This is a genomic window from Streptococcus oralis (genome assembly GCF_023110055.1).
Taxonomy (GTDB): Bacteria; Bacillota; Bacilli; order Lactobacillales; family Streptococcaceae; genus Streptococcus; species Streptococcus oralis_BY.
On sequence record NZ_JALDVG010000001.1, the window covers coordinates 1045179 to 1069202 of the forward strand.

21 protein-coding genes are annotated in these 24024 nt (G+C 40.8%); all 21 read right to left on the reverse strand.

Translation table 11 applies throughout. The annotated features are described in order from the left end of the window. Positions 1 to 26: 26 nt before the first annotated feature. Positions 27 to 1157: an ABC transporter ATP-binding protein gene (locus tag M1G01_RS05035; RefSeq protein WP_247931303.1), complete on the reverse strand. Its 1131-nt coding sequence runs from the start codon at positions 1155 to 1157 to the stop codon at positions 27 to 29. A 113-nt stretch (positions 1158 to 1270) separates the two neighbouring features. Next, positions 1271 to 2140 carry a helix-turn-helix domain-containing protein gene (locus M1G01_RS05040; protein ID WP_247931304.1) on the reverse strand — a complete coding sequence of 290 codons (870 nt, stop codon included), beginning with the start codon at positions 2138 to 2140 and terminating at the stop codon, positions 1271 to 1273. Positions 2141 to 2143: 3 nt separating this feature from the next. Then, positions 2144 to 2530 carry a Mini-ribonuclease 3 gene (locus M1G01_RS05045; protein ID WP_000567911.1) on the reverse strand — a complete coding sequence of 129 codons (387 nt, stop codon included), beginning with the start codon at positions 2528 to 2530 and terminating at the stop codon, positions 2144 to 2146. Beyond that, complete coding sequence (cysS, locus tag M1G01_RS05050; RefSeq protein ID WP_247931305.1) at positions 2523 to 3866, reverse strand: cysteine--tRNA ligase; 1344 nt, start codon at positions 3864 to 3866, stop codon at positions 2523 to 2525. Before cysS ends, M1G01_RS05045 begins: the two co-directional genes overlap by 8 nt. A 17-nt stretch (positions 3867 to 3883) precedes the next feature. Then, positions 3884 to 4405 carry a dihydrofolate reductase family protein gene (locus tag M1G01_RS05055; protein WP_000301981.1) on the reverse strand — a complete coding sequence of 174 codons (522 nt, stop codon included), beginning with the start codon at positions 4403 to 4405 and terminating at the stop codon, positions 3884 to 3886. A gap of 8 nt (positions 4406 to 4413) precedes the next feature. Then, positions 4414 to 5178: a nucleoside phosphorylase gene (locus M1G01_RS05060; protein WP_000923415.1), complete on the reverse strand. Its 765-nt coding sequence runs from the start codon at positions 5176 to 5178 to the stop codon at positions 4414 to 4416. A 4-nt stretch (positions 5179 to 5182) separates the two neighbouring features. After that, on the reverse strand, positions 5183 to 6049 hold the full coding sequence (locus M1G01_RS05065) for a GNAT family N-acetyltransferase (protein ID WP_247931306.1): 867 nt from the start codon (positions 6047 to 6049) through the stop codon (positions 5183 to 5185). 11 nt (positions 6050 to 6060) lie between these two features. Continuing rightward, a complete protein-coding gene (gene cysE, locus M1G01_RS05070; protein ID WP_061421303.1) occupies positions 6061 to 6678 on the reverse strand; it encodes a serine O-acetyltransferase in 618 nt (205 codons plus the stop codon). Positions 6679 to 6693: 15 nt separating this feature from the next. Then, positions 6694 to 8907: a polyribonucleotide nucleotidyltransferase gene (gene pnp / locus M1G01_RS05075; protein ID WP_247931307.1), complete on the reverse strand. Its 2214-nt coding sequence runs from the start codon at positions 8905 to 8907 to the stop codon at positions 6694 to 6696. 607 nt (positions 8908 to 9514) lie between these two features. Further along, a complete protein-coding gene (metF, locus tag M1G01_RS05080) occupies positions 9515 to 10381 on the reverse strand; it encodes a methylenetetrahydrofolate reductase [NAD(P)H] (protein WP_002877494.1) in 867 nt (288 codons plus the stop codon). A gap of 94 nt (positions 10382 to 10475) precedes the next feature. Continuing rightward, the gene (gene metE, locus M1G01_RS05085; protein WP_247931308.1) at positions 10476 to 12725 is read right to left on the reverse strand and encodes a 5-methyltetrahydropteroyltriglutamate--homocysteine S-methyltransferase; all 2250 of its coding nucleotides are present in this window, start codon (positions 12723 to 12725) and stop codon (positions 10476 to 10478) included. 260 nt (positions 12726 to 12985) lie between these two features. Continuing rightward, positions 12986 to 13279 (reverse strand): helix-turn-helix domain-containing protein, encoded by a 294-nt coding sequence (locus M1G01_RS05090; protein ID WP_247931309.1) that lies wholly within the window; start codon positions 13277 to 13279, stop codon positions 12986 to 12988. A 185-nt stretch (positions 13280 to 13464) separates the two neighbouring features. Beyond that, entirely contained in the window at positions 13465 to 13830 is a 366-nt protein-coding gene (locus M1G01_RS05095) for a TIGR02328 family protein (protein WP_247931310.1), read from the reverse strand. Further along, the gene (locus M1G01_RS05100) at positions 13814 to 14218 is read right to left on the reverse strand and encodes a YbgA family protein (RefSeq protein ID WP_247931311.1); all 405 of its coding nucleotides are present in this window, start codon (positions 14216 to 14218) and stop codon (positions 13814 to 13816) included. Before M1G01_RS05100 ends, M1G01_RS05095 begins: the two co-directional genes overlap by 17 nt. Before the next feature lie 130 nt (positions 14219 to 14348). After that, complete coding sequence (locus M1G01_RS05105) at positions 14349 to 15434, reverse strand: HigA family addiction module antitoxin (protein ID WP_247931312.1); 1086 nt, start codon at positions 15432 to 15434, stop codon at positions 14349 to 14351. Beyond that, positions 15427 to 15765 (reverse strand): type II toxin-antitoxin system RelE/ParE family toxin, encoded by a 339-nt coding sequence (locus M1G01_RS05110; RefSeq protein WP_247931313.1) that lies wholly within the window; start codon positions 15763 to 15765, stop codon positions 15427 to 15429. The genes M1G01_RS05105 and M1G01_RS05110 overlap by 8 nt, the downstream gene beginning before the upstream one ends. Before the next feature lie 142 nt (positions 15766 to 15907). Next, entirely contained in the window at positions 15908 to 16765 is an 858-nt protein-coding gene (locus M1G01_RS05115) for a hypothetical protein (protein ID WP_125383575.1), read from the reverse strand. A 5-nt stretch (positions 16766 to 16770) separates the two neighbouring features. Continuing rightward, entirely contained in the window at positions 16771 to 18045 is a 1275-nt protein-coding gene (locus M1G01_RS05120; RefSeq protein ID WP_247931314.1) for a DUF262 domain-containing protein, read from the reverse strand. A gap of 19 nt (positions 18046 to 18064) precedes the next feature. Then, a complete protein-coding gene (locus M1G01_RS05125; RefSeq protein ID WP_282184861.1) occupies positions 18065 to 19300 on the reverse strand; it encodes a restriction endonuclease subunit S in 1236 nt (411 codons plus the stop codon). After that, the gene (locus M1G01_RS05130) at positions 19293 to 20897 is read right to left on the reverse strand and encodes an HsdM family class I SAM-dependent methyltransferase (RefSeq protein ID WP_247931316.1); all 1605 of its coding nucleotides are present in this window, start codon (positions 20895 to 20897) and stop codon (positions 19293 to 19295) included. Before M1G01_RS05130 ends, M1G01_RS05125 begins: the two co-directional genes overlap by 8 nt. 5 nt (positions 20898 to 20902) lie before the next feature. Beyond that, positions 20903 to 23959, reverse strand: coding sequence for a DEAD/DEAH box helicase family protein (locus M1G01_RS05135; protein WP_247931317.1), 3057 nt, complete (start codon positions 23957 to 23959; stop codon positions 20903 to 20905). Positions 23960 to 24024 lie beyond the last annotated feature (65 nt).

Sequence of the window (24024 nt, forward strand, 5' to 3'; positions counted from 1 at the left end):
GAGCAGTGTTTTGACATTTCATTTGTTTAGTAAACTGTTTTTTCAGTTTCTACGTCGAAGAAGTGAGCTTTGTTCAAGTCAAATCCAAGTTCAACTGTTGCACCAGCTTGCAAATAGTCACGTGCATCAACTTTAGCAACGAATTCATCTTTACCAACTTGGCAGTATAGGTGAGATTCTGAACCAAGCAACTCTGATACAGAGATAGTTGCTTTCACAACTGATTCTGGGAATGTTTCAAGGAAAGCAGGTTCTGCATTCACGTCTTCTGGACGAATACCGAAGATCAATTCTTTACCTTCGTAACCTTTTTCACGAAGAACTTTCAAAGCACCTTCTGGAACTTTCAAAGTAAATCCATCAGCAACAATGCGATCACCGTTCAATTTAACGTTGATGAAGTTCATAGCTGGGCTTCCGATAAATCCTGCTACGAATTTGTTAACTGGGTTTTTGTAAACTTCTTGAGGAGTACCGATTTGCTCAACACGTCCGATAGTACCTGTACCAGCAGGGTTTTTAGTTGCTGACATGATAACGATACGGTCTGCAAGTGTCATCGCTTCTGTTTGGTCGTGAGTTACGTAGATAGTTGTAGCTCCGATACGACGGTGAATTTTAGCGATTTCAGCACGCATTGATACACGAAGTTTCGCATCCAAGTTTGACAAAGGTTCGTCCATCAAGAATACTTTTGCATCACGGACAATGGCACGACCCATGGCAACACGTTGACGTTGACCACCTGAAAGGTCAGCTGGTTTACGATCCAAGAATTCTTTCAAGCCAAGAATTTCAGCTGCTTCTTGTACACGTTTTTCGATGTCATCTTTGCTGTATTTACGCAATTTCAAACCGAAAGCCATGTTATCGTATACAGTCATGTGTGGATAAAGAGCGTAGTTTTGGAATACCATGGCGATGTCACGGTCTTTTGGAGCTACGTCGTTGACAACCACGCCATCGATAGATGCAGTACCTTCTGTGATATCTTCAAGACCTGCAATCATACGAAGAGTAGTTGATTTACCACATCCTGAAGGACCTACGAAAACGATAAATTCTTTGTCTTTGATGTCCAAGTTGAAGTCTTCAACTGAGTAGTGTTCGCTGTTTGGATATTTTTTGTAAATGTTTTTAAGATTTAATTCTACCATCGAGGTGAACTCCTTTTGTATTTTGATAGTTTTATTATAGATGAAAACGCTTTATTTTTCTATGGCAAGGTGACCAAAAAAATAAAAAAGTTCTGTGCAACTTGCACAAAACTTTAAAGAATATCTGGTAAAATCAACTGATAACAAAGAGTGAGATCCGTCAACTCCTTCAACTGTAGCCCTGTCAATTCTTCCCATTTGTCAATCTTGTATTGGAGAGAATTGCGGTGCAGATAGAGTTGCTGGGCTGTTTTAGTTAGGACAGCACTGTTTTCCCAGAGAGAAAGAATAATCTCCTGAATCTGATCCTGATCCAAAATCATCTGGTGTAGGCAGTCTTTAATGACTCTCAGGTCCACAAGCCTTTCTCCCATAGTCCACAGATAGAGCTGTGAAAAGGTGTGTACACCTTGATGCCCCTGACGCCACCATGTCTTAAACAAATCCCGCTCCGCTTTGATCAGGTCTGACAGAGATTGGTGCACCGTCTGAGACCACACCTGCCCCAACATGATAGACAGACGAAGGCCAAAGTCATACTCAACCGCTTCAATCGTATCAGATAAGATTGAGCGAACAGAGGTGTACTTATCTTGTTGAAGCACAAATACATAATCCTGAACTCCGACCTGCAATACTGTCTGGCAGTTGGGAAAGAGAGTTTGCATCATATCCAACCAAGAGGCTAGATTTTCCTGTTGGTAATAAGACAGATGGCAATAAACCAGCTGAATTTTTTTAAATGCTTGCGGTGCCTGCCCCTTCCCCTCAATCAGGTAGGGATACCAAGGATTGAGTGAACGAGCCTGCTCTTGCTGGGTCAAAAGGGCAACCAGCTGCTTTTCACGCTCGCTGAGCCCAGCTTCCTCCAGTAAAATCCACTGCTGAGAAGCTAAAGGGAGAGTAAGATAGCCTGGTTTCTCAATCGGCTGATCTGAAATCTGAGCTTCAGGAAACCAGTCCTGTAATTCCTTTGCAATCATATCCTAGCCCTCCACTTTTTGGATGCACCAAGAAATTATGGTCTCTAGACGCTCCACATTTTCAGTCAGATGGAGATAGCCCATCACTGCTTCAAAACCTGTAGACATGCGGTAAGTCACGACATCAGCATTTTTAGCCTTTGTATGACTATTGGTATTGCGACCACGTTTGTAGATTTCTTCTTCTTTTTCCGTCAGGACTTGCTCCTCCAACATGAGGGCAATCAAACGAGCCTGAGCCTTGGCTGACACATACTTGGTCGCCTCTTGGTGGAGCTTGTTGGGCTTGGTCATGCCTTTGAGGATGAGGTGGCGGCGAATATACATGGAATAAACCGCATCTCCTTCAAAGGCTAGCGCAATCCCGTTAATGAGATTGACATCAATCACGAGTCCACCTCACTCCATCCTTGGTGTCAAGGAGCTTAATTCCTTGAGCAGCAAGTTGGTCACGGATTTGGTCTGCTGTCGCAAAGTCACGATTGGCACGCGCTTCTTGGCGCTTTTGGATCAAGGCTTCAATGTCTGCATCCAAAACTTCCTCAATAAAGACAATTCCAAAGACTTCCAACATATCTGCAAGAGCTTTCTTAACACTTGCATCATAGTTGCCAGAGTTGATCCATTTGGCCATTTCAAAGACTACTGTGATACCATTTGCGGAGTTGAAATCCTCATCCATAGCGGCAACAAACTTATCTTTAAAAGCCTGTAACTCTTGTGCATCTACAGTCCCAGAAAATGGTTGCTCGTAAGTGTTTTTTAGATACTTAAGATTGGTCTCGGCATCACGCACTGCTTTTTCCGTAAAGTTGATCGGCTTACGGTAATGCTGAGTCGCAAAGAAGAAACGCAACACTTGGCCATCAAGAGTTTTAAGGGCATCGTGTACGGTGATAAAGTTGCCCAAGGACTTGGACATCTTGACATTATCGATATTAACAAAGCCATTGTGCATCCAGTAGTTGGCGAAAGTCTTGCCTGTTTTGGCTTCTGACTGGGCAATTTCATTGGTATGATGCGGAAATTCCAGATCGGCTCCCCCACCGTGAATATCGATGGTATCTCCTAAAATTTCCGTTGACATGACCGAACACTCGATATGCCAGCCTGGACGACCAGGACCCCAAGGGCTCTCCCAAGAAATCTCACCTGGTTTGGCTGCTTTCCAAAGGGCAAAATCTACAGGATTTTCCTTGCGAGCCGTTTCTTCATCCGTTCGACCTGAAGCACCTAGCTCCAAATCTTCCAAGGTTTTATTGGCCAACTTAGCATAGTTGTGAGATTTTTCCACGCGGAAGTAAACATCTCCTTGACTCTCATAGGCAAAGCCTTTTTCAATCAAATCTTTCACAAAGCGAATGATATCAGCCATAAACTCTACAACACGCGGATGACGAGTCGCAGGTTTCACGCCTAAGGCTGTCACATCCTCACGAAAGGCAGCGATGTACTTGTCCGCAACCTCTTGAGGCGTGATGCCTTCTTCCTTGGCACGGTTGATAATCTTATCATCCACATCCGTAAAATTGGAAATATAGGCAACTTCGTAGCCACGGTATTCAAAATAACGACGAATGGTATCAAAAGCCACCGTCGAACGGGCATTCCCCACGTGGATATAGTTGTAGACCGTAGGTCCACAGACATACATCTTAACCTTGCCGTCCTCAATAGGTACAAATTCTCGCAAATCACGAGACATGGTGTCGTAAATTTTAATCATGCAGTCCACTCCCTTCTCTATTTCTGACTTTTTCGGCTGAAAACCAGCTCTGCAAATGGGCCAAATTGTCTGAGGCTATCCAGTTGGTAAAAGCGCTGCCCTTCCTCTTGGGTAAAGAGGGGAACCCCCTTTCCTAGGATAAGGGGTGCTATCTGAATAATGAGGTGGTCGAAAAGATCCGCATCCAAGAGCGGTCCTACTAAGGAATTACCACCAATCACAAAGACATTTTTGCCTTTGTCAATCTGGCGAACAAAGTCCACCACATCCCCAGCTACTGGCTGGTAATTGCTGACAGGCAGGTGCCTATCATGCGTAAAGACATAGTTTTCCGTAGCTTGATAAAAACTTTCTACATCTTGCAAATCTTGGATTTCCTCAAAGGTCCGCTTGCCCATGATGGTGATATCCATTTGCCTGTAAAAGTCATCATAGCCTGTATCCTCTACAGAACCAAGCTGATGCAGCCAGTCTATCCTGTGCTGACTGTCTGCCAAGTAGCCATCCATGGTGATACAGCCGTAAAAATATACTGCCATTCTTGTAGTTACCTTTCTAGTTCCTTGGCTATTATCAAAGCGATAGTGAAAAAAGTCATGGCATCAGCTGTCCGCTCTTCATGGCGGGCATCCCAGGCTCGGTTATGATGATCCACATAGTCAGCTGTGTAGAAGAACTGATAGACTTTACTCTTGCGAAATTGACTCCAAGCCATGATAGCTGAAGCTTCCATGTCCACCACTTGTGCACCAGCAGCCAAGCGACGCTTGACCTTATCAGGCGTTTCTCGATAAAAGGCATCAGTCGTCCAAGCCTTTGTTCGAATGTGCTCAATGCCAGATTTGTTCAAAGCTTCTTCCATGGTTAAGAGCAAAGTTTCGTCATAAGCTATCTCATCACTTGGAGGAGCGTAATGATAACTTGTACCTTCATCACGTAGAGCTGAACTTGGTAGGATAATCTTATCTGCCTGAATAGACTGATCTAGAACTCCGCAAGAACCCAACACAATAAAGTTCTTAAATCCTCTTGCTTTGAGTTCTTCTAAGAGCCCAACAACCATCGGGGCTCCAATCGTAGCTATAGCAACTGCTACCTTACTCCCATCCTTTTCATAGATATACCATGGAAATCTACCATTTAGATTGGTTAGATAGCCACCTTCGTAAACATCTTCAAACTGCTTTACTCGTTCAATGATTTCTCCATTAAAAGATAAAATGATCGTGTCACAGATTTCTCCACCACCACGAATACTTCGATCAGTTGGTTCGATAACAGCAGGTACATTTTCGAATTCTTCTAATAGCATTTTTCTACTCTTTCTCATTCAAATAAACTACCTGTGTCTGTTTGACAAAGCCGATTTTTTCATACAAGCGCTTGGCACCTACGTTGCAGTCCTCTACTGCAATCTGAAATTCCTTATCATTTTGCTCAATCAGTTGGTTGACTAGGGATTTTGCTAAATAGCTTCCGTAGCCTTTGCCACGTTCAAGTTCTGATATTGCTAAACCGTAGAAGTAATTCGTATTAGTCGATAAATCTACCGTGCAAGTCCCAATAACCTGACCGTCTTTTAATAAAATATATAGGCGACTTTCTGAATCCTTCAGAGCTTCAGCGACATATCTATCCACAACTTCTCTCGATTCATGTTCCTCTGAAAATGCCTGAAATTTTAACTGGCTAATTTGCTCCTGATACGAACTATCTGCTAACAAAACTTCAAGATTAGAAACAGTTACTAACTGATAAGGTCTTCTATCCTTACCTAACCAGGTTTCTGTCTCTTCATCCTCGACCAATCCCCAGTTGCTGACAAAATCAGGATGACGCTCTAGAAAAATACGTTCTGTCTGAAAAGTAACTGAACGAATAGGGAAAGAAGCCGTTTCTTTCTCAAAACTCGTAAACAAAGCACACGCAATTCCCTGACGGCGATGATTTGGATGAACCAGTATCGTCACTTCCACATCTTGGTCATCAGCATAGACAGTTAATAGACCAACAAGTTCGCCTTTTTCATAATAAAGGAAAAAGGCGGGCATGTTTGGGTCAAAATTAAGCATGTTAGAAAGATAGGGGTCACGATAAGTTCCATCATAGGCTTGGCAACAGTCAATTAGTTTTTTCGCCTCAGATAACTCCTCTTGGCTTAACTTGTTTCTTGCTTGAATCATATAGGTATCCTCTACAACCCCGACGATCTGTGACTGGCTTCTCTAGCCTGCTCTAGTTTATTGACGTAGTACTCTCGTTTTTCTTCAACTTCATGGATCGTTGGTTCATCCTTCTGTCCATGAACTCGGACGATCTTAGCTGGAATACCGACAACCGTCACATCACTAGGTACGTCTGCCACGACTACTGCAGCTGCACCAACCTTGGCATTTTCACCGATTTCTACCGGTCCGATGACTTGGGCATGGGCTGATATGAGAGCTCCTTTTCGCACAGTCGGGTGGCGTTTGCCTGTATCCTTTCCCGTACCGCCTAGAGTCACTCCGTGATAGAGAAGAACGCCTTTTTCAACAATCGCCGTCTCTCCAATCACCAGGCCTGAACCATGGTCGATAAAAACACCTGAGTCAATCTGGGCACCCGGATGGATCTCAATCTGAGTCCAAAAGCGCCAAAACTGGCTGTGCATACGAGCCAAGAGTTTAAAGCCATGCTTCCAGAGAAAATGCGAGAGACGGTGAGCCGCTAAGGCCTTGACACCTGGATAAGTCAGCAAAACTTCCAAACTGTTGCGTGCCGCTGGATCATTTTCTTTTACAATATCAATGGTTTCGCGCCACCATCCCATACATTTCTCCTTTTCTTATTCTGAATCTTTTGGTGTTTCTGTAACTTCTTTCTTCGGTTTGTGGTCCTTGTGATGACGTGGACGGTGAGGTCGCTCAGACTTTTCGCCTTTTTCATCATGATCAGGTTTTGGAGGACGAGGAAGAAGAGCCTTCATAGAGGCATCGATACGGCCTTTTTCATCAATCTTGATAACCTTAACGTCGACTTCATCACCGATAGCTACCAAGTCCTCGACACGGTTGGTACGAGTCCAAGCCATTTCAGAAATGTGCACAAGTGCATCTGTCTTATCAAAGAGGTTGACAAAGGCACCAAATTTCTCGATACGAACAACCTTAGCATGGTAAACTTCATCCACTTTGGCTTCACGAACCAAGCCAGCGATGATTTCTTTGGTTCGGTTAATGGCATCTTGGTCGCTAGAGTAGATGGATACATTACCTTCTTCGTCAATATCAATCTTAACGCCTGTTTCAGCGATAATCTTGTCGATGGTTTCTCCACCTTTACCGATGACAATCTTGATTTTGTCCACATCAATCTTGATAGTATCAATTTTCGGAGCAGTTGGAGCCAATTCTGGACGAACTTCTGGAATAGTTGCTTCAATCACATCAAGGATTTCAAAACGCGCTTTCTTGGCTTGAGCCAAAGCTTCAGTCAAGATTTCTGCAGTAATTCCTTGGATCTTGATATCCATTTGAAGGGCTGTAATCCCGTCACGAGTACCGGCAACCTTAAAGTCCATGTCTCCAAAGTGGTCTTCCAAACCTTGGATATCTGTCAATACTGTATAGTTATTTCCATCTGAGATGAGACCCATGGCAATACCAGCTACTGGCGCCTTGATTGGCACACCACCAGCCATAAGGGCAAGCGTTCCCGCACAGATAGAAGCTTGAGAAGAAGAACCGTTTGATTCTAAGACTTCTGCTACCAAGCGGATCGCGTATGGAAATTCTTCCAAACTTGGCAAGACTTGAGCAAGAGCACGTTCACCGAGAGCCCCATGACCAATTTCACGACGACCAGGCGCACCGTAACGACCAGTTTCCCCTACAGAGTATTGAGGGAAGTTATAGTGGTGCATAAAGCGTTTCTTGTACTCTGGGTCCAACCCATCGATGATTTGAGTTTCTCCCATCGGAGCCAAGGTCAAAACTGAAAGAGCTTGAGTTTGGCCACGAGTGAAAAGACCAGAACCGTGCACACGAGGAAGGAAGTCAACAACCGCATCCAAAGGACGGATTTCATCGACCTTACGACCGTCAGGACGCACCTTGTCTTCTGTGATCAAACGGCGCACTTCAGCGTGTTCCATTTGTTCCAAGATTTCAGCCACATCACGCATGATACGGTCAAATTCTTCATGGTCTGCATATTTTTCTTGGTAAACAGCAGTCACTTGGTCTTTAACTGCTTGAGTTGCAGCTTCACGAGCCAATTTTTCTTCTACTTGGACCGCTTTTTGGAGGTCGCTGTTGTAGGCTGCGATGATTTCAGCTTGCAAGTCAGCATCTACATGAAGCAATTCTACTTCTGCTTTTTCTTTACCTACTGCTGCTACGATTTCTTCTTGGAAGGCAATCAATTCTTTAACTGCTTCGTGACCTTTAAGAAGGGCTTCCAACATGATTTCTTCTGACAATTCTTTGGCACCAGACTCAACCATGTTGATAGCGTGTTTGGTCCCAGCTACTGTCAATTCAAGAAGCGATTGCTCTGCCTGTTCTTGACTTGGGTTGATGATGATTTGGCCATCTACATAACCTACTTGTACCCCAGCAATTGGTCCGTCAAATGGAATGTCTGAGATAGAAAGTGCCAATGATGATCCAAACATTGCTGCCATTGGTGCAGAAGCATTTTCATCGTAAGAAAGAACTGTGTTGATGACTTGGACTTCATTACGGAAACCTTCCGCAAACATAGGACGGATTGGACGGTCAATCAAACGCGCTGTCAAAGTCGCATCTGTTGAAGGACGTCCTTCACGTTTCATAAAGCCACCAGGAAACTTCCCAGCCGCATACATTTTTTCTTCGTAGTTGACTTGAAGAGGGAAGAAATCCCCAGTTGCCATTTTCTTAGACATAACGGCAGCAGTCAAGACAGTTGACTCACCGTAACGCACGACAACAGAGCCATTTGCTTGCTTAGCAACCTGACCAGTCTCTACAATTAACTCACGACCAGCAAAAGTCGTTTGAAACACTTGTTTTGTCATTTTAATCCCCTTTGGATTGATGAAATTATACGCCTTGCCTACAAAGATCAAGATACTAAGGTCGCAAAAAGCAAAGTAAAAATAGGAAACTGGCGAAGTCTTCGATAAAGACAAGACAGTTTATCTTTTTTACACAGCTTTTCGGCCGAGTTCAATTTTCAAGATACTAAGCCGTTAAGCAACTCAAAGGAAAATAGAAAATCGAATGATAGAGCGACTGCTCCTAGGTAGATTTATCTTTTTCCACAGAGTTGTAGGCGTGTTCAATTCTCAAGCTACAAATCATTAGAAAGGTTTGATGCTAAAGCATCTAATCCTTTCACGCTAATCGCTATTAGGCGATTAGCTAAATGCTTTACTAACTCTCTCGTCAAATAACATCGATTTGACTCGTTCGTGTCGCTCAAACTAAATACTGAAAAGAACAAATTATGAAAAAATTTCTGTCATAAAATTGAGAATCGACATAGCCTTTAAAACTTTTATACCCTCATCTTTGTATCAAGTACGTACAGAGTCTATTTTATCATATTTTTCTTAAAAAGTGCGGGCTTTTCTATTAAAAAGGAACCATTCCCCTCACCTGAGAAGAATGGTTTGCTTTTTATTATCCTAAAGACTGATGGTTAAACAAGGCATGGGTTGCTTGGTGGATGTATTTTGCTGTTTCAGCATTGTTCATGGTGTAGAGATGCACACCTGCGACATCCTGAGTGACCAAGTCCACGATCTGATCCACAGCATAGGCAAGTCCTGCTGCTCTGAGCGACTCAGGGTCATGCTCATACTTGTCTAAGATGGCCTTAAATTTACGTGGAAGATGGATATTCTCACAAGTCTTCAAGAGACGAAGCGCTTGATTACGGTTAAGAATAGGCATGATCCCCGCATGAATAGGAACATCAATCCCTGCCAAGGTACACTTGTCTTGGAAATCGTAGAAACGCTCATTGTCAAAGAAAAGTTGCGTTACGAGGCTGGAACAGCCTGCATCCACTTTCTTCTTGAGATTTTGAATATCTGAGATCTGGTTTGGAGAGTCAGGGTGCCCCTCTGGGTAGCAAGCGCCAATAATATCAAAGTGAGGAGCTTGTTCCTTGATGAACTCAATCAAGTCCGTTGCGTAGCGGAAATCCTTTTGTGGTTCCACATCAGGTATAATATCCCCACGCAAGGCCAAGATTTTCTGTACCCCAACCTTATCCAAGTCTGCAATGGTTTCAGCAACTTTGTCCTTGGTCAGATAGATAGCTGGCAAGTGGGCAATGGTTGGAATCGCCAAGTCATTCTGGATAAAGTCAGCCAAACGAACCGTTGTTTCCTTGATATTAAATTTATTATTGCTGGCAGTCACACTGATAAAGTGCGGTGTCAGCTCCCGCATATCCTGCAAGGCTGAAATAATTTTATCATTACCCACTGCTGGGTTTGGAGGGAACACTTCAAATGAAAGTGACGGTGTTTGGCGTGACATAGTCATTATCCTTTTCTTTTTGATTTCATGATTGCTGAGCCAGCTAGGGCCAAGCAGTTCCTTGATCAGTCAGTGTCAAGAGAGAAATCTTATCTTACAATTTCTCACGCGCAGCTTTTGCTGCTTCGACAAGGCGGATCAAGCTTTCTTTTGTTTCTGGAATACCGCGTGTTTTCAAACCACAGTCAGGGTTGATCCAAACTTTCTTGCTTGGTACTTTGGCAAGAATAGCATCGATTGTGTGGTCGATTTCGCCTTCATTTGGCACACGAGGTGAGTGGATATCGTAAACCCCAGGTCCCACTTCTGTTTGGAAGTTTTTCGCTTTGAGCTCGTCCAAGATTTCAAGGTTTGAACGGCTTGCTTCAAAGGAAATAACGTCCGCATCCATGTTGTCGATAGCTGGGATGATATCTGTAAATTCTGAGTAACACATGTGGGTGTGGATTTGTGTGTCTGGCGCTACTGTAGAGTGTACCAAGCGGAAGGCTGGAATAGCCCAGTCAAGGTAGTCTTCGTACCAGTCGCTACGACGGAGTGGCAATTTCTCACGAAGAGCAGCCTCGTCGATTTGGATGATTTTCACACCTGCAGCTTCAAGGTCAAGAACTTCATCCTTAATAGCAAGGGCGATTTGAAGAGTTGAGTCCTTGATAGAGATGTCTTCACGTGGGAATGACCAGTTAAGGATGGTAACAGGTCCTGTCAACATACCTTTAACAGGTTTGTCAGTACGGCTTTGAGCATAGCTAGACCATTTGACAGTGATTGGGTTGAGACGAGTGACATCGCCCCAGATGATTGGTGGTTTCACCCCACGCATACCGTAAGATTGTACCCAACCATTCTTAGAGAAGAGATAACCTGACAAGTTTTGACCGAAGTACTCAACCATGTCATTACGCTCAAACTCACCGTGTACAAGCACGTCAAATCCAACTTCTTCTTGCCATTTGATCCATTCGTCGATAGTTTCAGCAAGGAAAGCATCGTATTCTTCTTGTGACAATTCACCCTTACGGAAGGCCAAACGTTTGGCACGAACTTCCTTAGTTTGAGGGAATGAACCGATGGTTGTTGTTGGAAGTGCTGGAAGTTTAAAGGCTTCTTCTTGGATGGCTTCACGTTCTGCAAAGGCTGGCAAACGAGTGTAGTCAGCGTCTGTCAAACCAGCGATACGAGCACGAAGTTCTGCGTTTTCACCCACACGTTCAGTCGCAAAGAGTTCTTTGTTTGCTGCAAGAGCTTGTTCACCTTGACCGTTGCGGATAGCATCCAAATCACGAAGTTCTTCCAATTTTTCAACTGCAAAGGCAAAGTGGTTCAAGATAGCTGGTTCAAATTCTTCGTTAGCTGTTGTAAATGGCACATGAAGAAGTGAGCACGAGCTTGTCAATACGATGTTTTCAGCTGGAATTTGCTCAAGAACAGCCAAGCTCTTTTCGTAGTTGTTACGCCAAATGTTTTTACCATTGACAATACCTGCATAGAGAGTCTTGTCAGCTGGAAAACCACCTTTAACGAGTTCAAGAGTTTTCTTACCTTCAACGAAGTCCAAACCAATGGCATCTACTGGCAAGTTCACAAGATCAGAGTAGACGTCACGAACGTCACCGAAGTAAGTTTGAAGCAAGACTTCAAGACCTTTTTTATCAGCCAAAAGTTTGTTGTAGAGGTTCAAGAAGAGAGCTTTTTCTTCAGCTGTCAAATCTTTTACAAGAGCAGCTTCGTCGAGTTGGATGCGAGTTGCACCAAGCTCCGCCAATTTAGCAAAAACTTCTTGGTATGCAGCTACTAAGCTATCTACGAAGTCTTCAGCTTTCACGCCTTCTTCAAAGTCTGACAATTGAAGGAAAGTGAATGGACCTACAAGGACAGGACGAGTGTTGAGACCAAGTTCTTTGGCTTCTTGGAACTCATCAAAGATCTTGTGACCAGCCAATTTAACTTGAGTGTCTTTTTCAAATTTAGGCACGATGTAGTGGTAGTTGGTGTTGAACCATTTCTTCATCGGAAGGGCACGAACATCCCCTTTTTCTCCTTGGTAACCACGACCCAAAGCAAAGTAGCGCTCAAGGTCAGACAAGTCCAAGTTTTGAACTGAAGCAGGTACCACGTTGAAAAGGAATGCTGCATCGAGGAAGTTGTCATAGTGAGAAAAGTCATTTGATGGGATTTCAGTGATGCCTTTTTCTTTGACAATGTTCCAGTGTTTCGCACGCAATTCTTTAGCCGCAGCCAAGAGTTCTTCTTCTGAGATTTCTTTTCTAAAGTATTTTTCAGTTGTAAATTTCAATTCGCGGAATTCACCCAAACGAGGGAAACCGATGATCGTAGTTGACATGATGTGTCCTCCAAAATTTGTTGTTGAAACTATCTTAACAGAAAAGAAACTGTCTGTATAATTGTAAATAATTAGGCTTTGATATAGTTTGAAACTATATCACTTTTTTGGTCAAAAGAAAAAGACTTGAGACCAGTGTCCCAAATCCTTTTTATATCATGTTTTGTGGCTGTTTTTTAGTTGAAAGGCTCAAACGAGCTATCGACGATTCTCATCAGTGACTATGGCTTGTTATTAGAAAAGACTATAGGTTGGTTTAATCAACTTTTTTCCTGTTCAAGTGGGACGACTGCTAGTGTCTTTCCTAAACTGGCTAGAACTCTTAAGACCGTATCCAACTGAGGACTAGTCTTTCCTGTCTCCATCCTAGCTATGACAGGCTGGCTTACTCCACTGAGTTCCTCTAGCTTTTTCTGACTGATACCTTGCTCATGTCTAGCCTCAATCAGCTCGCTCATGATAGCCACTCGCATATCACTTTCAAGGATTTCCTCCTTGGTGAAGAGCTCAGACCTGATATCCTTCCAATTACTTCCAATGGCACTATTCTTCATCACTTAACCTTCTTTCTTTTAAGCCCTTCAATTCACGCTTGGCTTTTTTAAATTATAACTCAAAAGTTATTAAAAGTAAATCCTAATACTCATAAAAAGAAGACCTTAGAAAAACTCTAAAGGTCTCATCTTTATTATTCGAAAAAATTACGAGAAGAGTTATAATGTGGAGCTAATCCTGACTCTTACTCCAGCTCAATACCTTTCTCTCGGAGATTAGCCAGACACTCCTCATAGTAGGCTGTGTCATGTTCGCTATAGATAGGATTCCCCAACTTTTCCTCAGGCAAATCTTCATAAGGATGACAGATCTTGCCACGATAGTTCTTGTCCAGCCACTCTGGACTGACATTGTAGCCACGGTCAGCCATTTCCTCCATGATCAAGCGATGATAAGCATAGAGATGATAGGGAGAGTGGGTAAAGACATAGTCCACCGTCGCATGCTTTCTCCCCCAGCCATTGCCACGCAGGGCGCAACACTCTCGATGTTGCCCCAAAAGTTGAGGACGGGGAAGTTTTGAAATCAAAGCCTCATGCCAAAGTCTCATGGGCGTCTCCTTTCAGTAACGTTGAATGTTGCAAGTAGGTATTGGGGTAGCGTTCCAGCAACTCTCGAGTCTTAGAAATCAAGTCTTCCTTAGAAGCCTGACCAAAGCGGTAGCGATCCAGCAGGAGCATATAATCTTTGCGCTCAGCATCAGTCGCTTTCTTTTTAAAATAGCCCCAAATATGCTGAAAGGCATTGCAAACCTGACCTCTATGCTCAGGAATTTGGCAAGCACGATCAATCAGTTCTTGAACATGACTTACCTCCACCTCTTCATTCTTCAAGTATTGGCGAATCTCATTGTAAATATTGCTAGAATGACTCAAAACGAGGTATTTGTTTCTAGCCCAGAGTTGTTGGCACTGGGATTTTTGATTAGTTTGTCCCATCTTTCTCCTTGCTATCTATCTGTTTCCAGCGAATATGGAAACAAAGTTGTATCTAAAAAATGAGCGAATAAATGACTTCACATGACTGACTGTATGAATCTTTTTTCTTCCTCTAAAAATTTCCTGACTCTTAGGAAACAAAGTAATAATTCTCTTTTAGCTCTCGGAAACGGTCAAAACCTAGAATACCCTCATTTTGTAATCTGCCTAAAACAACGCTAGGATGAATATCGATTTCCTCCGCAAAACATATGATATCCGTCTTATCAAAGTTTCCTTTTTTGACAAAAGCTTGATAATCTTCTGGTCTAATCAAGAAATCTTTTGCAAACTGGTCTGCCTGTTCCTCAGAACGAAGATAGGACTCACTGTTTCCTTCATCAGATGAAAAATCATTCTCCAGAATGTGCCCAATCTCATGAAATAGTGAGAACCAGAAAATGTCTGACGCTTTGTTTCGATCCGTCAGTAAAAGCAAGGCACTACCATTACTGAACTTTTTAGTCGCTCCATTCAAATTGGCATTTGGCAAAGCAGGTAAACCGACTAGGACAACACCACAGTCTAGCAAGATATCATGCAAGCGTTGAGGAAAAACTTCTGGGTCCTGTCTCGTCAACTTTCTCAAAGCTGGCAAGCTTCTCTCTAGCTTTCTGCGATTGAGCTTAGTAGTTGTTGTATCACGCGCTTTTTTAGATGCCAACTCCAGCATGATATTAGAGTTTACTATACTTTTAGTTGTAAACTCACGCGTATTACGATAGCTGACTAGATGGTTAAAAGATGTAAGGTTTTCTAAACTTGCCACACCTAAAATCTTGCGAAGCTCGATAATCTTTTCCTTCAAGCTATAGCGTTTGTCTGGCACGTAGCCTTTTTCCTTAAAATACTTGAAATCTATCATCTCACAGATTTCTTTCTCGCTACCTTCTTCTAGCTCTTTTTGTTCTACAATCTCTGCAACTTTTACATCATAAGCATTCTGAAGATTGAGCCAGGTTTGCATAGAAACTCCACTTAGCTTGGCTAATTTATGAGCTGTTTCTTTACTGATGGACTCCTCCGCATTGACGAGCTTGCTGACAGTCTTTGCTGAAACTCCCAAACGCTCCGCAAATTCTTTCTGCGTTACGTTATAATCTTCAATCAACTCTTCAACATACTGACCTGGATGAAAAGCAATCAGGTCTTTGTATTCAACAATTTTATTACTCATAGTGATTGCTGACCTCCTCTATTTTTAGGATTTCGATTTCAATAGGACTAGAAAATACCTTTTCTAAATCCTCTTCACGAAATTCCACAATCAACCGATAGGAACTCTTTCGGCCATCTATATCTAAAGCAAACTGTCCTTGTCTCTTTCCCTTGAGTTGGTGAAAGTGATACTTAGGAAAAGCCGTCACACTGGCCAAAGAATCCGCCGCTTCCAAAAAGTTGATCAAGAGATGCAACTTTACAGCAACCCTATCCGAAAAATCCTTTTTCGCTCTCCTCAGCTCTGTGCACTGCTTTTTAACAGTTTTATTTGTATAGATAAGCTTCATATATCCCTTTCCGTTAAATTAAATTACCTTTTAGGTAATTTAATTATATCATCTTTAGACAATAAAAACCAGCCAAAAGTTGATTTGGCTGGGATTGTTTTAACCACAAATTCTAAAAGTTCAAAAATTCTCTTGACTCTATTTACTCCTTTTTTCTTAACACAAATTTAATTTCTTCTAATCTAGCTTTTAAAGTGTTATTTGATAACCTCAAATCTAAAGTTTGATATTTTTTAGACTGTTCAAAAATTTCATTATAAACACTTGAAGTACATTCTAACTGACTTTGATAATTCATGATACTTTTTAAATTGTTCTTAAAATCTTTCAATTTATTTTTATAATATGGAGAACGAATATTAAGTTTATCCAACTGGCTTTTCATCGTATCAGAATCTAGTATAAGTTTTTGTAACGACAGCCTTGATTCTAAATTGCTTTCAATATTAATAAATTCATTTAATAAAAAATCTAAACTAGGTAAAGATCTTTCAACATATTCTGAAATACTAAAATCAGGCCTAATACTATTATGAGCATATTTATGCCTTGCTTTTATTAACGAATCATGTATCTTAGTGAAATCACCATCAGTGTTAAATAACAAGAAAATTAATTTTTTGTCATTAGTCTGAATATACTTATCTAAAACATCTTTTTTTATGTCTTCAAACCGCGACCTAGGGCTGTATTTATTTCTACGGAAACTATTTTTCAAAAATTTCTCTAAATGCTTATTATCATTTGAGGACTCAACAGTCAAAATTGAAAAAACTAATTCTTTTACTAGTTGTTCTGAAAAAGTATAGTATTCAATCATCAAATTTAATTCACTCGATTCATATATAGTCTTCAAATCTGTATAGTCAATTTCAATTTCTTTTGCAAAATTCCGATGTTTCTCTGGATCATCTGCAAGACTTCCATCTATTTTCTGTACTCTCTCCAGTGTTTCCTTTAATCTTAATAAACGATTTTTAAATTCATTATAATCAATCATTATATTTACTTTTCTAGCATTCCTTCAAAAATCTCAAATCTCTTTTTAATTGATGATACACTCCCAGTACTTGTAGAAAATGGATTATGCGATTCATCTAATAGATAACCATCGAATAACTGTCCCATATGATTGATATACTTCTCATTAAAATTATCAGGAAGTTTATATCCACCAAATACCATAACCCCTAACAGAGATTCCAAAATACCAAAATTTAGAATACCTTCAATATCTCGATTCGCGTTCACTCTTCTAAATAATTTTTTTGCTTCGAAAAATTCTAACAACTGATCTAAGGAACTAAATAATTTGCTAATTACTTCTTCTGAAATACTTTCTGATTTCTTTTGTTCCCCATATTCATCTAGTATATTTTTAATACCTTGTTTGCTAGATTTAAATTTCCCGTAGTATATATCTGACATTGCTAGAATTCTAAGGAACGCTTCTACATGAAGATCTTTTTTAATCTGAGTTGAAGTAAACAATGATAGGTAATTTCCTGATCGACTTGCAGCGCTATACAATGACTCTATAAATGGACCATAAGCTAACGACTTTCTTATTTGCATGCCATTTAATTTTTCTGAACCAGTATTAATTCTTTCAAAAATTAAATATTTTGAACTAAAATCACCTGGGTTCAGCTGTTTAAACTCTACTAGAGATATAGTACTTCTACGAATTTTTCGTTGGTACTCCTCTGGTAGTTCCTTAAAGGATTTTCCAGCAATTTCAGGAAAAACATTCTTTCTTGATAATCGACTTTTTATATTTTTTTTATCGCTTTTAATACCTGTCCATGGGTGCCCCTCTATAAAGTTATATAATGTAGTTAAACGTTGATAACCATCAATAATCTCGTATCTATTATCATCTACTTCCAAAAGGAAAAGAGGGGGTATGGGAAGACCTAGTATAATCGATTCAATCAGCCTAGAACTCTTAAGCGATGTCCAAACAAACTTCCTTTGCATTTCAGGTTTCTCAATTTCATTATGTTTGAACATATCAACTAGTTCACCAAATGAACGATTACTTACCCAGTGCTTTATTCTAAATCCTTCAGGAACAACATCTTGTTCCTCATCATCTAAATCAGCAAAAGCTTCTTCTACATCTTCTAAAATTTCATCTGAAATTTCTAAGCCATTACTTTTAACTTGACTGTAAAAATCATCTACACTAGAAGCATTAATTGAGCCGTCATAGCCCTCTAATTCCTCTGTATTCACTGCAGTAATTTCATTGTCTGCAAAAAAATAAAAGAAAAACATAAGCACTCCTTAAAATATTTTAATCTGTATAATTTTCCACCTTCACCTGTCCATTCATCAGCATTGGCAAGAGCCAATCGCGAAGTTGGGTGAGTTCTTGGTTTTGTCCTTGTAAACATTTGATTTGTGCAAAATGAGGCTCTGTTATTTTGTGAAAATTATTTTTGATTTCATTTCTTGGTAGAATGATTCTAATTCCTGAAAAATCTTCTTTATTCATATTAGCAAAAGTATTTCCAGTCTTTGCACTCGCATTAGCATTTTCAAAATAATTTTTCAACGCAAAATAAAGATAATATCTATTCGTTTCATCCTCAAAAACAATTGAATTTATTTGTTGATTTGTATGAGACCATTCAGTAGTAAATCCAATTTCACCCACTGTCGCAATACAAGAAACACATAAGCTACCCTGAGGTAAATACTTATTCTGTTGTACGCTTGCTCCTAAATCAGTCAATGTTTCTGAAGTGCTATAAATAAAAGTATTTCCTCGTATATCTCCAATTGTTATAAAAGGAATTTCACCTCCAAAATTATCACTATTTGCTCTAGAAGGTGTTTTTCCAGTAATAATTTTCGACTCAAAGTCTTTAAGAGTCTCCACTCCCCACCCCTCAGGGATTTCGCGTTTGAGTTCTGGGTTATAGACCATCTTTCCGCCTGATGATTTGTAGGGTTTGCCATTCTGGTCTGGGAAATCAAACTGCACAAACCAGTAGTCATAGAGGGTCTTGGCCATGGCTTCCAACTCTTGGTTGATTTGGTTGTTGATTTGGATTTTCTTATCTAAAGCACCCAAAATATCTGTTATTTGATTTTGTTGTTGGATTGAAGGAACATTCGGTATCTTAGTATCTCTTAAATTATCGTTATATAATCTTTTTATGGTACTTCCATTTGTAGTAATAAAAGGATTTGTTTGTAAAAAATAATAAAGAAACTGATTTGTTACCTTTGATTCGTCATTTTCTATCCATACTATATTGGAATCCTGAAAATAAGAATCTTCTCCATCAAATATTACTGTTTTCCCAATTGTTCCTGCCGCAGAAATTAAAATATCACCTTTTTTAGGATATGAATATTTTTCTTTGTATTCACGATAAATCTTTTCATCAATATAGACTGTTGGAGTACCACCAAACGTTGAGATTTTATAAAAAGGGATTCCTGAAAATTCATTTGTCTGAGATTTCAATATTCTCTTACACATTGAGATTTTTCCAATCTCCCCTAACCTTATGCTACTCATACTTCAACCCCTTCATTTGCTCTGCAGTCTCCTGTTCCAATGCATGCGATTGCTGGAAGAGGTCGGTGAGTTTGTTTTGAAAGGCTGTCATCTTTGCTTCAAACTCTTCTGCTGTGATATCTACATAGTCGATCTTGATGTCAAAGTATTGACCAGCACTGAAAGAGTAATTTTTCTCCTTGATGTCCTCATAAGAGACGGTGACAGAAAAGTCCTCGACGGCTTCTTTCTTGATAAAGGTCTCGACGATCTGCTGCTCTTCCTCAGGAGACAACACAGTCTTTTGGTTCTTGCCTTCCTTGACCTTGGTTCCGAGGTTTGAGGCATCGATGAGGACAATATCGCTCTTATTTTTCTTATCGATAAAGAGGATGGAGACGTTGGTACCTGTCGTCGCAAAGATATTGGACGGCATGGAAACGACACCTGCCAGCATTTGATTGTCCACCAAGTGTTGACGGATGGCCTTATCAATCCCTGATTGAGCCGTGATAAATCCTGTTGGCAAGACAACGGCTGCTTGACCGTCTGACTTCAAGGAGTAGATAATATGCTGAACAAAGAGCTCATAAATTGCCATCTTGTCCTTGGACTTGGCTGGAACCTTTGGCACTCCTGCAAAGAAACGCTCACTGGCTTCTGGCAAGGTCTCTACTTGGTCACGCCACTCTGAAAAGTCCAGCTTAAAAGGCGGGTTAGAGACGATATAGTCCATCTTTTCAGGATGACGATTGGCGATGATGGTATTTCCCTGTACGATATTATGGATGGAGTGTTGCAGTCCATTCAAAATCAGATTGAGACGGAGAAGATTAGACGATTTTTGTGAGATATCCTGACTATAGACAGTGGTCTTATCTACACCGATACGACTAGCCAGGTTCATTAGCAAGGTTCCCGAACCAGCCGACGGGTCATAAATTCGCACGTTTGATGGTTGGTTATTTCCCACAAGGATATCAGCGATAATCTTAGCCACAGAGTGAGGTGTATAGTACTCGGCGTACTTACCGCCGCCATCTTTGTTGTAGTCCTTGATCATGTACTCAAAAAGTGTAGAGAAAAAGTCGAAACCTTTTGAGAAAATGGTCTCATCAAACTTAACACGCGCAAGGAGATTGATGATGGCTTTTGCGACCTCGTTGCGCTTACTGCCATCTGAGATGGTATCGGTAATCAGACGCTCATCAAAGAGACGAATGGCCGTATCTCCGTCCGTATGCACAGAGAAGATATCGTTATTATCAATGGCGATTTGGTTAAGAGTATTTTCAAAAATCTCATAGAAAGTCGCCTCGTTTTGCTGACGGTGAAGCGTTTCAATCAACTGGTCTGGCTTGAGCCAAGCTGTGCTGGTACCGATAAATTTTAGAAGCCAAGAATAATCTTCTTCACTCATATCAATTAGTTTTTCATAACTATTAGAAGCATCAATAGCTTTTGCCTGATATAAAAATTTGTCGTTTAAAAACTTATAGAGGAAAGATTGGGTAAGAAGTTTATATTCAGCTGCTTCTCCACCTAATCCAACATGCGTAAAAACAGCCTTCAAATCATCTACTAAGTCTTTAATTTGAGATTTAAATGTTTCACTCATAAAAGTTAATACTCCCGTTCATATTCTTCAAACAATGATTCAACCACACGATCAACATCTTGCATTGATAATCTTTTATCAGGTTGACTATCCAAGACTCCATGTGTGATTTCTTCTTCAATCAATCTTTTTAAATATCCTTCATTTTCTAATATTCCTTGGTTTTGACCTATTTTATGATCTAGTCTGACTTTAGAATCTTTGATGACATAGTAAATTGCAAGAAACTCACTGACCGTCGTTGAGTTGGTCACGTGCTTGTAGGAACGAGCTGCCATTTCATCTCCGTTAAAGTTCATGGTCAAGCGTCTCATACGAGTATGATAGTTTTCCACGGACTTAAAGAGTTCCTCATAGTCTTTTTGTGTTTCCTTGATATTTTCCATCGTATAACCTTCTTGGCCATAGATAAAATGTTTTTGCATGATACGTTGGAATTCTTCGTAGAGAGAAACCCACTCAGGATCCTTTTCATCACGCTGTTTTTTAATCTTACCAGCTACCCGACGTCTCCAATCCTCCAGGTCATTAGCTGCTAGACGAAGTTCTTCCTCTGCAATCTTGACAAAACTAAAACTGGTCTCAGACATCGCTAAATTTAAGAGCGTTTGACTAGAAAAGTCAGCTGGTTTATCAATCAAGGACAGTGTCAGCATCCGTCTAGAGAGGATATTGAGCAAGATTGCGACCTGAGCAATGTCAATCTGCTCGATCAATTGATGGTAACCAAGGAGACGAGCAATATTGTAATACTGCTTGATAGACTCCAAAGCTTTTCGTAGATCGATTAACTGCTTTCTATCCTTGATATCATTGATAGCTTGGGAAAAGTATTCCAGATTATCTGTTGGATAGTCAAGCAAGATTAGCTCAGTCTTGCTTAATTCATGAGAAATCTCGTCTGCAGGGACAAAGAGCGAGCCAAAAACATCCTCTCCTTTTTCCCCTGTCAAGGCTGTATCATACTCTTGATTGAGTTCTTCCAGATAGGCACGATTGGTCCTGTCAAACTCCTTAGAAATATCCGCAAAGTCGATGACATAGCCAAAGAGATAGTCCTTGTATGGACGATTGACACGGGTTAGAGTCTGTAAAAGGTTATGAGCCTTGATTTTACGCCCTAGGTAGAGACGTTTGAGACGAGGGGCATCAAAACCTGTCAAGAGCATGGAGTAGACGATGATAAGGTCAATTTTGCCTTCTTTGTAAGCATCTACCTTGTCTTTCTTTTCTTCCTTATCTCCCTCATCATGGAGAATCAATGCGGATGTCAAGTTGATTGTTCCAGCTTTACGACGTTTTTCCAATTGCTTTTCAAGCTCACGCGCCTGCTTTGACGAGTCACAGACGATCATGCCACCAATCGTCTGATCATCAAAAATTACATCACGTGCACGATTAAAGTCCTCGATGATAAAGTCTAACATAGGTTCTACATAACGAGGGTGAGCAAAGATATCCTCCTTGGACAAGCCTCCACGTTGGATCTCTTCATTGATGGATCTGAGATTGTCTTTATAAGAAGTCTCGATATCTTCTCGCATCAAACGTAGGGTAAAGCCATCATCGATAGACTGGTTGTAGTAGTATTTGTGGATATAGTCCCCAAAAATATCACGTGTGGTCGCATGATTTTCCTTGATCTTGCCATCTTTCTTATAGGTGATCAATGGGGTCCCAGTCAAAGCAATCTTGATTGCATTGGTATCTGCCTGATAGAGATTTGGTAGGTAGGAACCGCGTTCATTATAAGAGCGATGGGCTTCATCGATAAAGTAGATATTTTGACGATTGAGGTCATAACCAGAGCGGTCAGTCAAGTCTGAATTATCCTTGAACTTCTGGATATTGACCACAGCGACATCATAGCCGTCTTGTTTTTGATTGAGCTCTTGAGGGCTGTTGATACGCTTAACCTTGAGCCCTCGTTTGGTAAATTCTTTAAAGGCTTGGTCTGCCAGATCCAAACGATCCACGACAAAGTAAAACTGAGGGACGATTCCCTGTTTTGAGAAATAATTGGTCAGATATCGGATATTGAAGAAAGCCAAGGCAGTCTTACCTGAACCTTGTGTATGCCAGATAACACCCTTCTTAACACCTTTTGCAATCGTCTCTTCGATGGCACGTGTCGCAAAATACTGAGGGTAGCGCATAACGTGCTTTTGCAGTTGCATCTGACCATCCTTGCTCTCTTCCTCTACATAGACAAGTCCAAAACGAAGCATAAAGAGCAGGCGTCCTTTCTGATACAAGGAGGACAGAAAGGCATTGCAAGGTGTATCAGGGTTTAGGTTTGTTTTGAATTCTGGCTGGGACTTGAGGGCAAAGTGGTTCATGTCATCTAAAACGAAGTCGATTTGGTCCTCTGTTAAGGTTGCCAAGGAATGAAGAAAATCTTCTTCTCTTTCTTCCTTGAAAGCATTAAACTTGGTTTTTGAATAGGCATTTGAACCGTAGTAAGAGCCCTGTTTCTGTTGACCTTGTCCACTGATATAGGGCAAGTTATCAGACAGAGCTATCAACTGGGTGATATTGTTAAAGCGGCGGAACTTGCGATTTTCAAAACGTTGTCTAGTTCTGTCTTGTTCCGACTGAATTCCTGTTTTCCCATCTCGAATCGCATTTGGCTGTTTCACTTCGATATAAGAAAGAGGCAGACCATTGATAAATACGACAATGTCCGGACGGAATTCATCCTGGCCATTTTTACAAGTGACTTCAAGTGCTAGATGAAAAGTATTGGCTTCAGGGTTTTCCCAGTCAATATAAACGGTATCTTCCTGACCTTGCAGGCGTCTAAAGAAGGAACGTCCCAAGTCATTTTGATCTAGTTCCAACTTGATATTGGCCAGTTCTCTCTCAAAGTCTTCCTCTGTCAGGTAGTTGTTAAATTTTAAAAATTGCTCCTTAAAAACAGATACGAGGATATTAGTATCTGGATCTCGTTCTGCAATCTCCTTCCCATTACGGGGAAGATAGGTATAGTCCAGTCTCATAAGATGTAGAGCTGCTGGAATTTGTACCCTGGTTAATTCAGAAAAATCTTTTTTCTTTACCATCAAAAAACCTTTCTTAAGCTTCAGTTAAGGTATTCATATTATGATATTCTCAAATTATATACTAG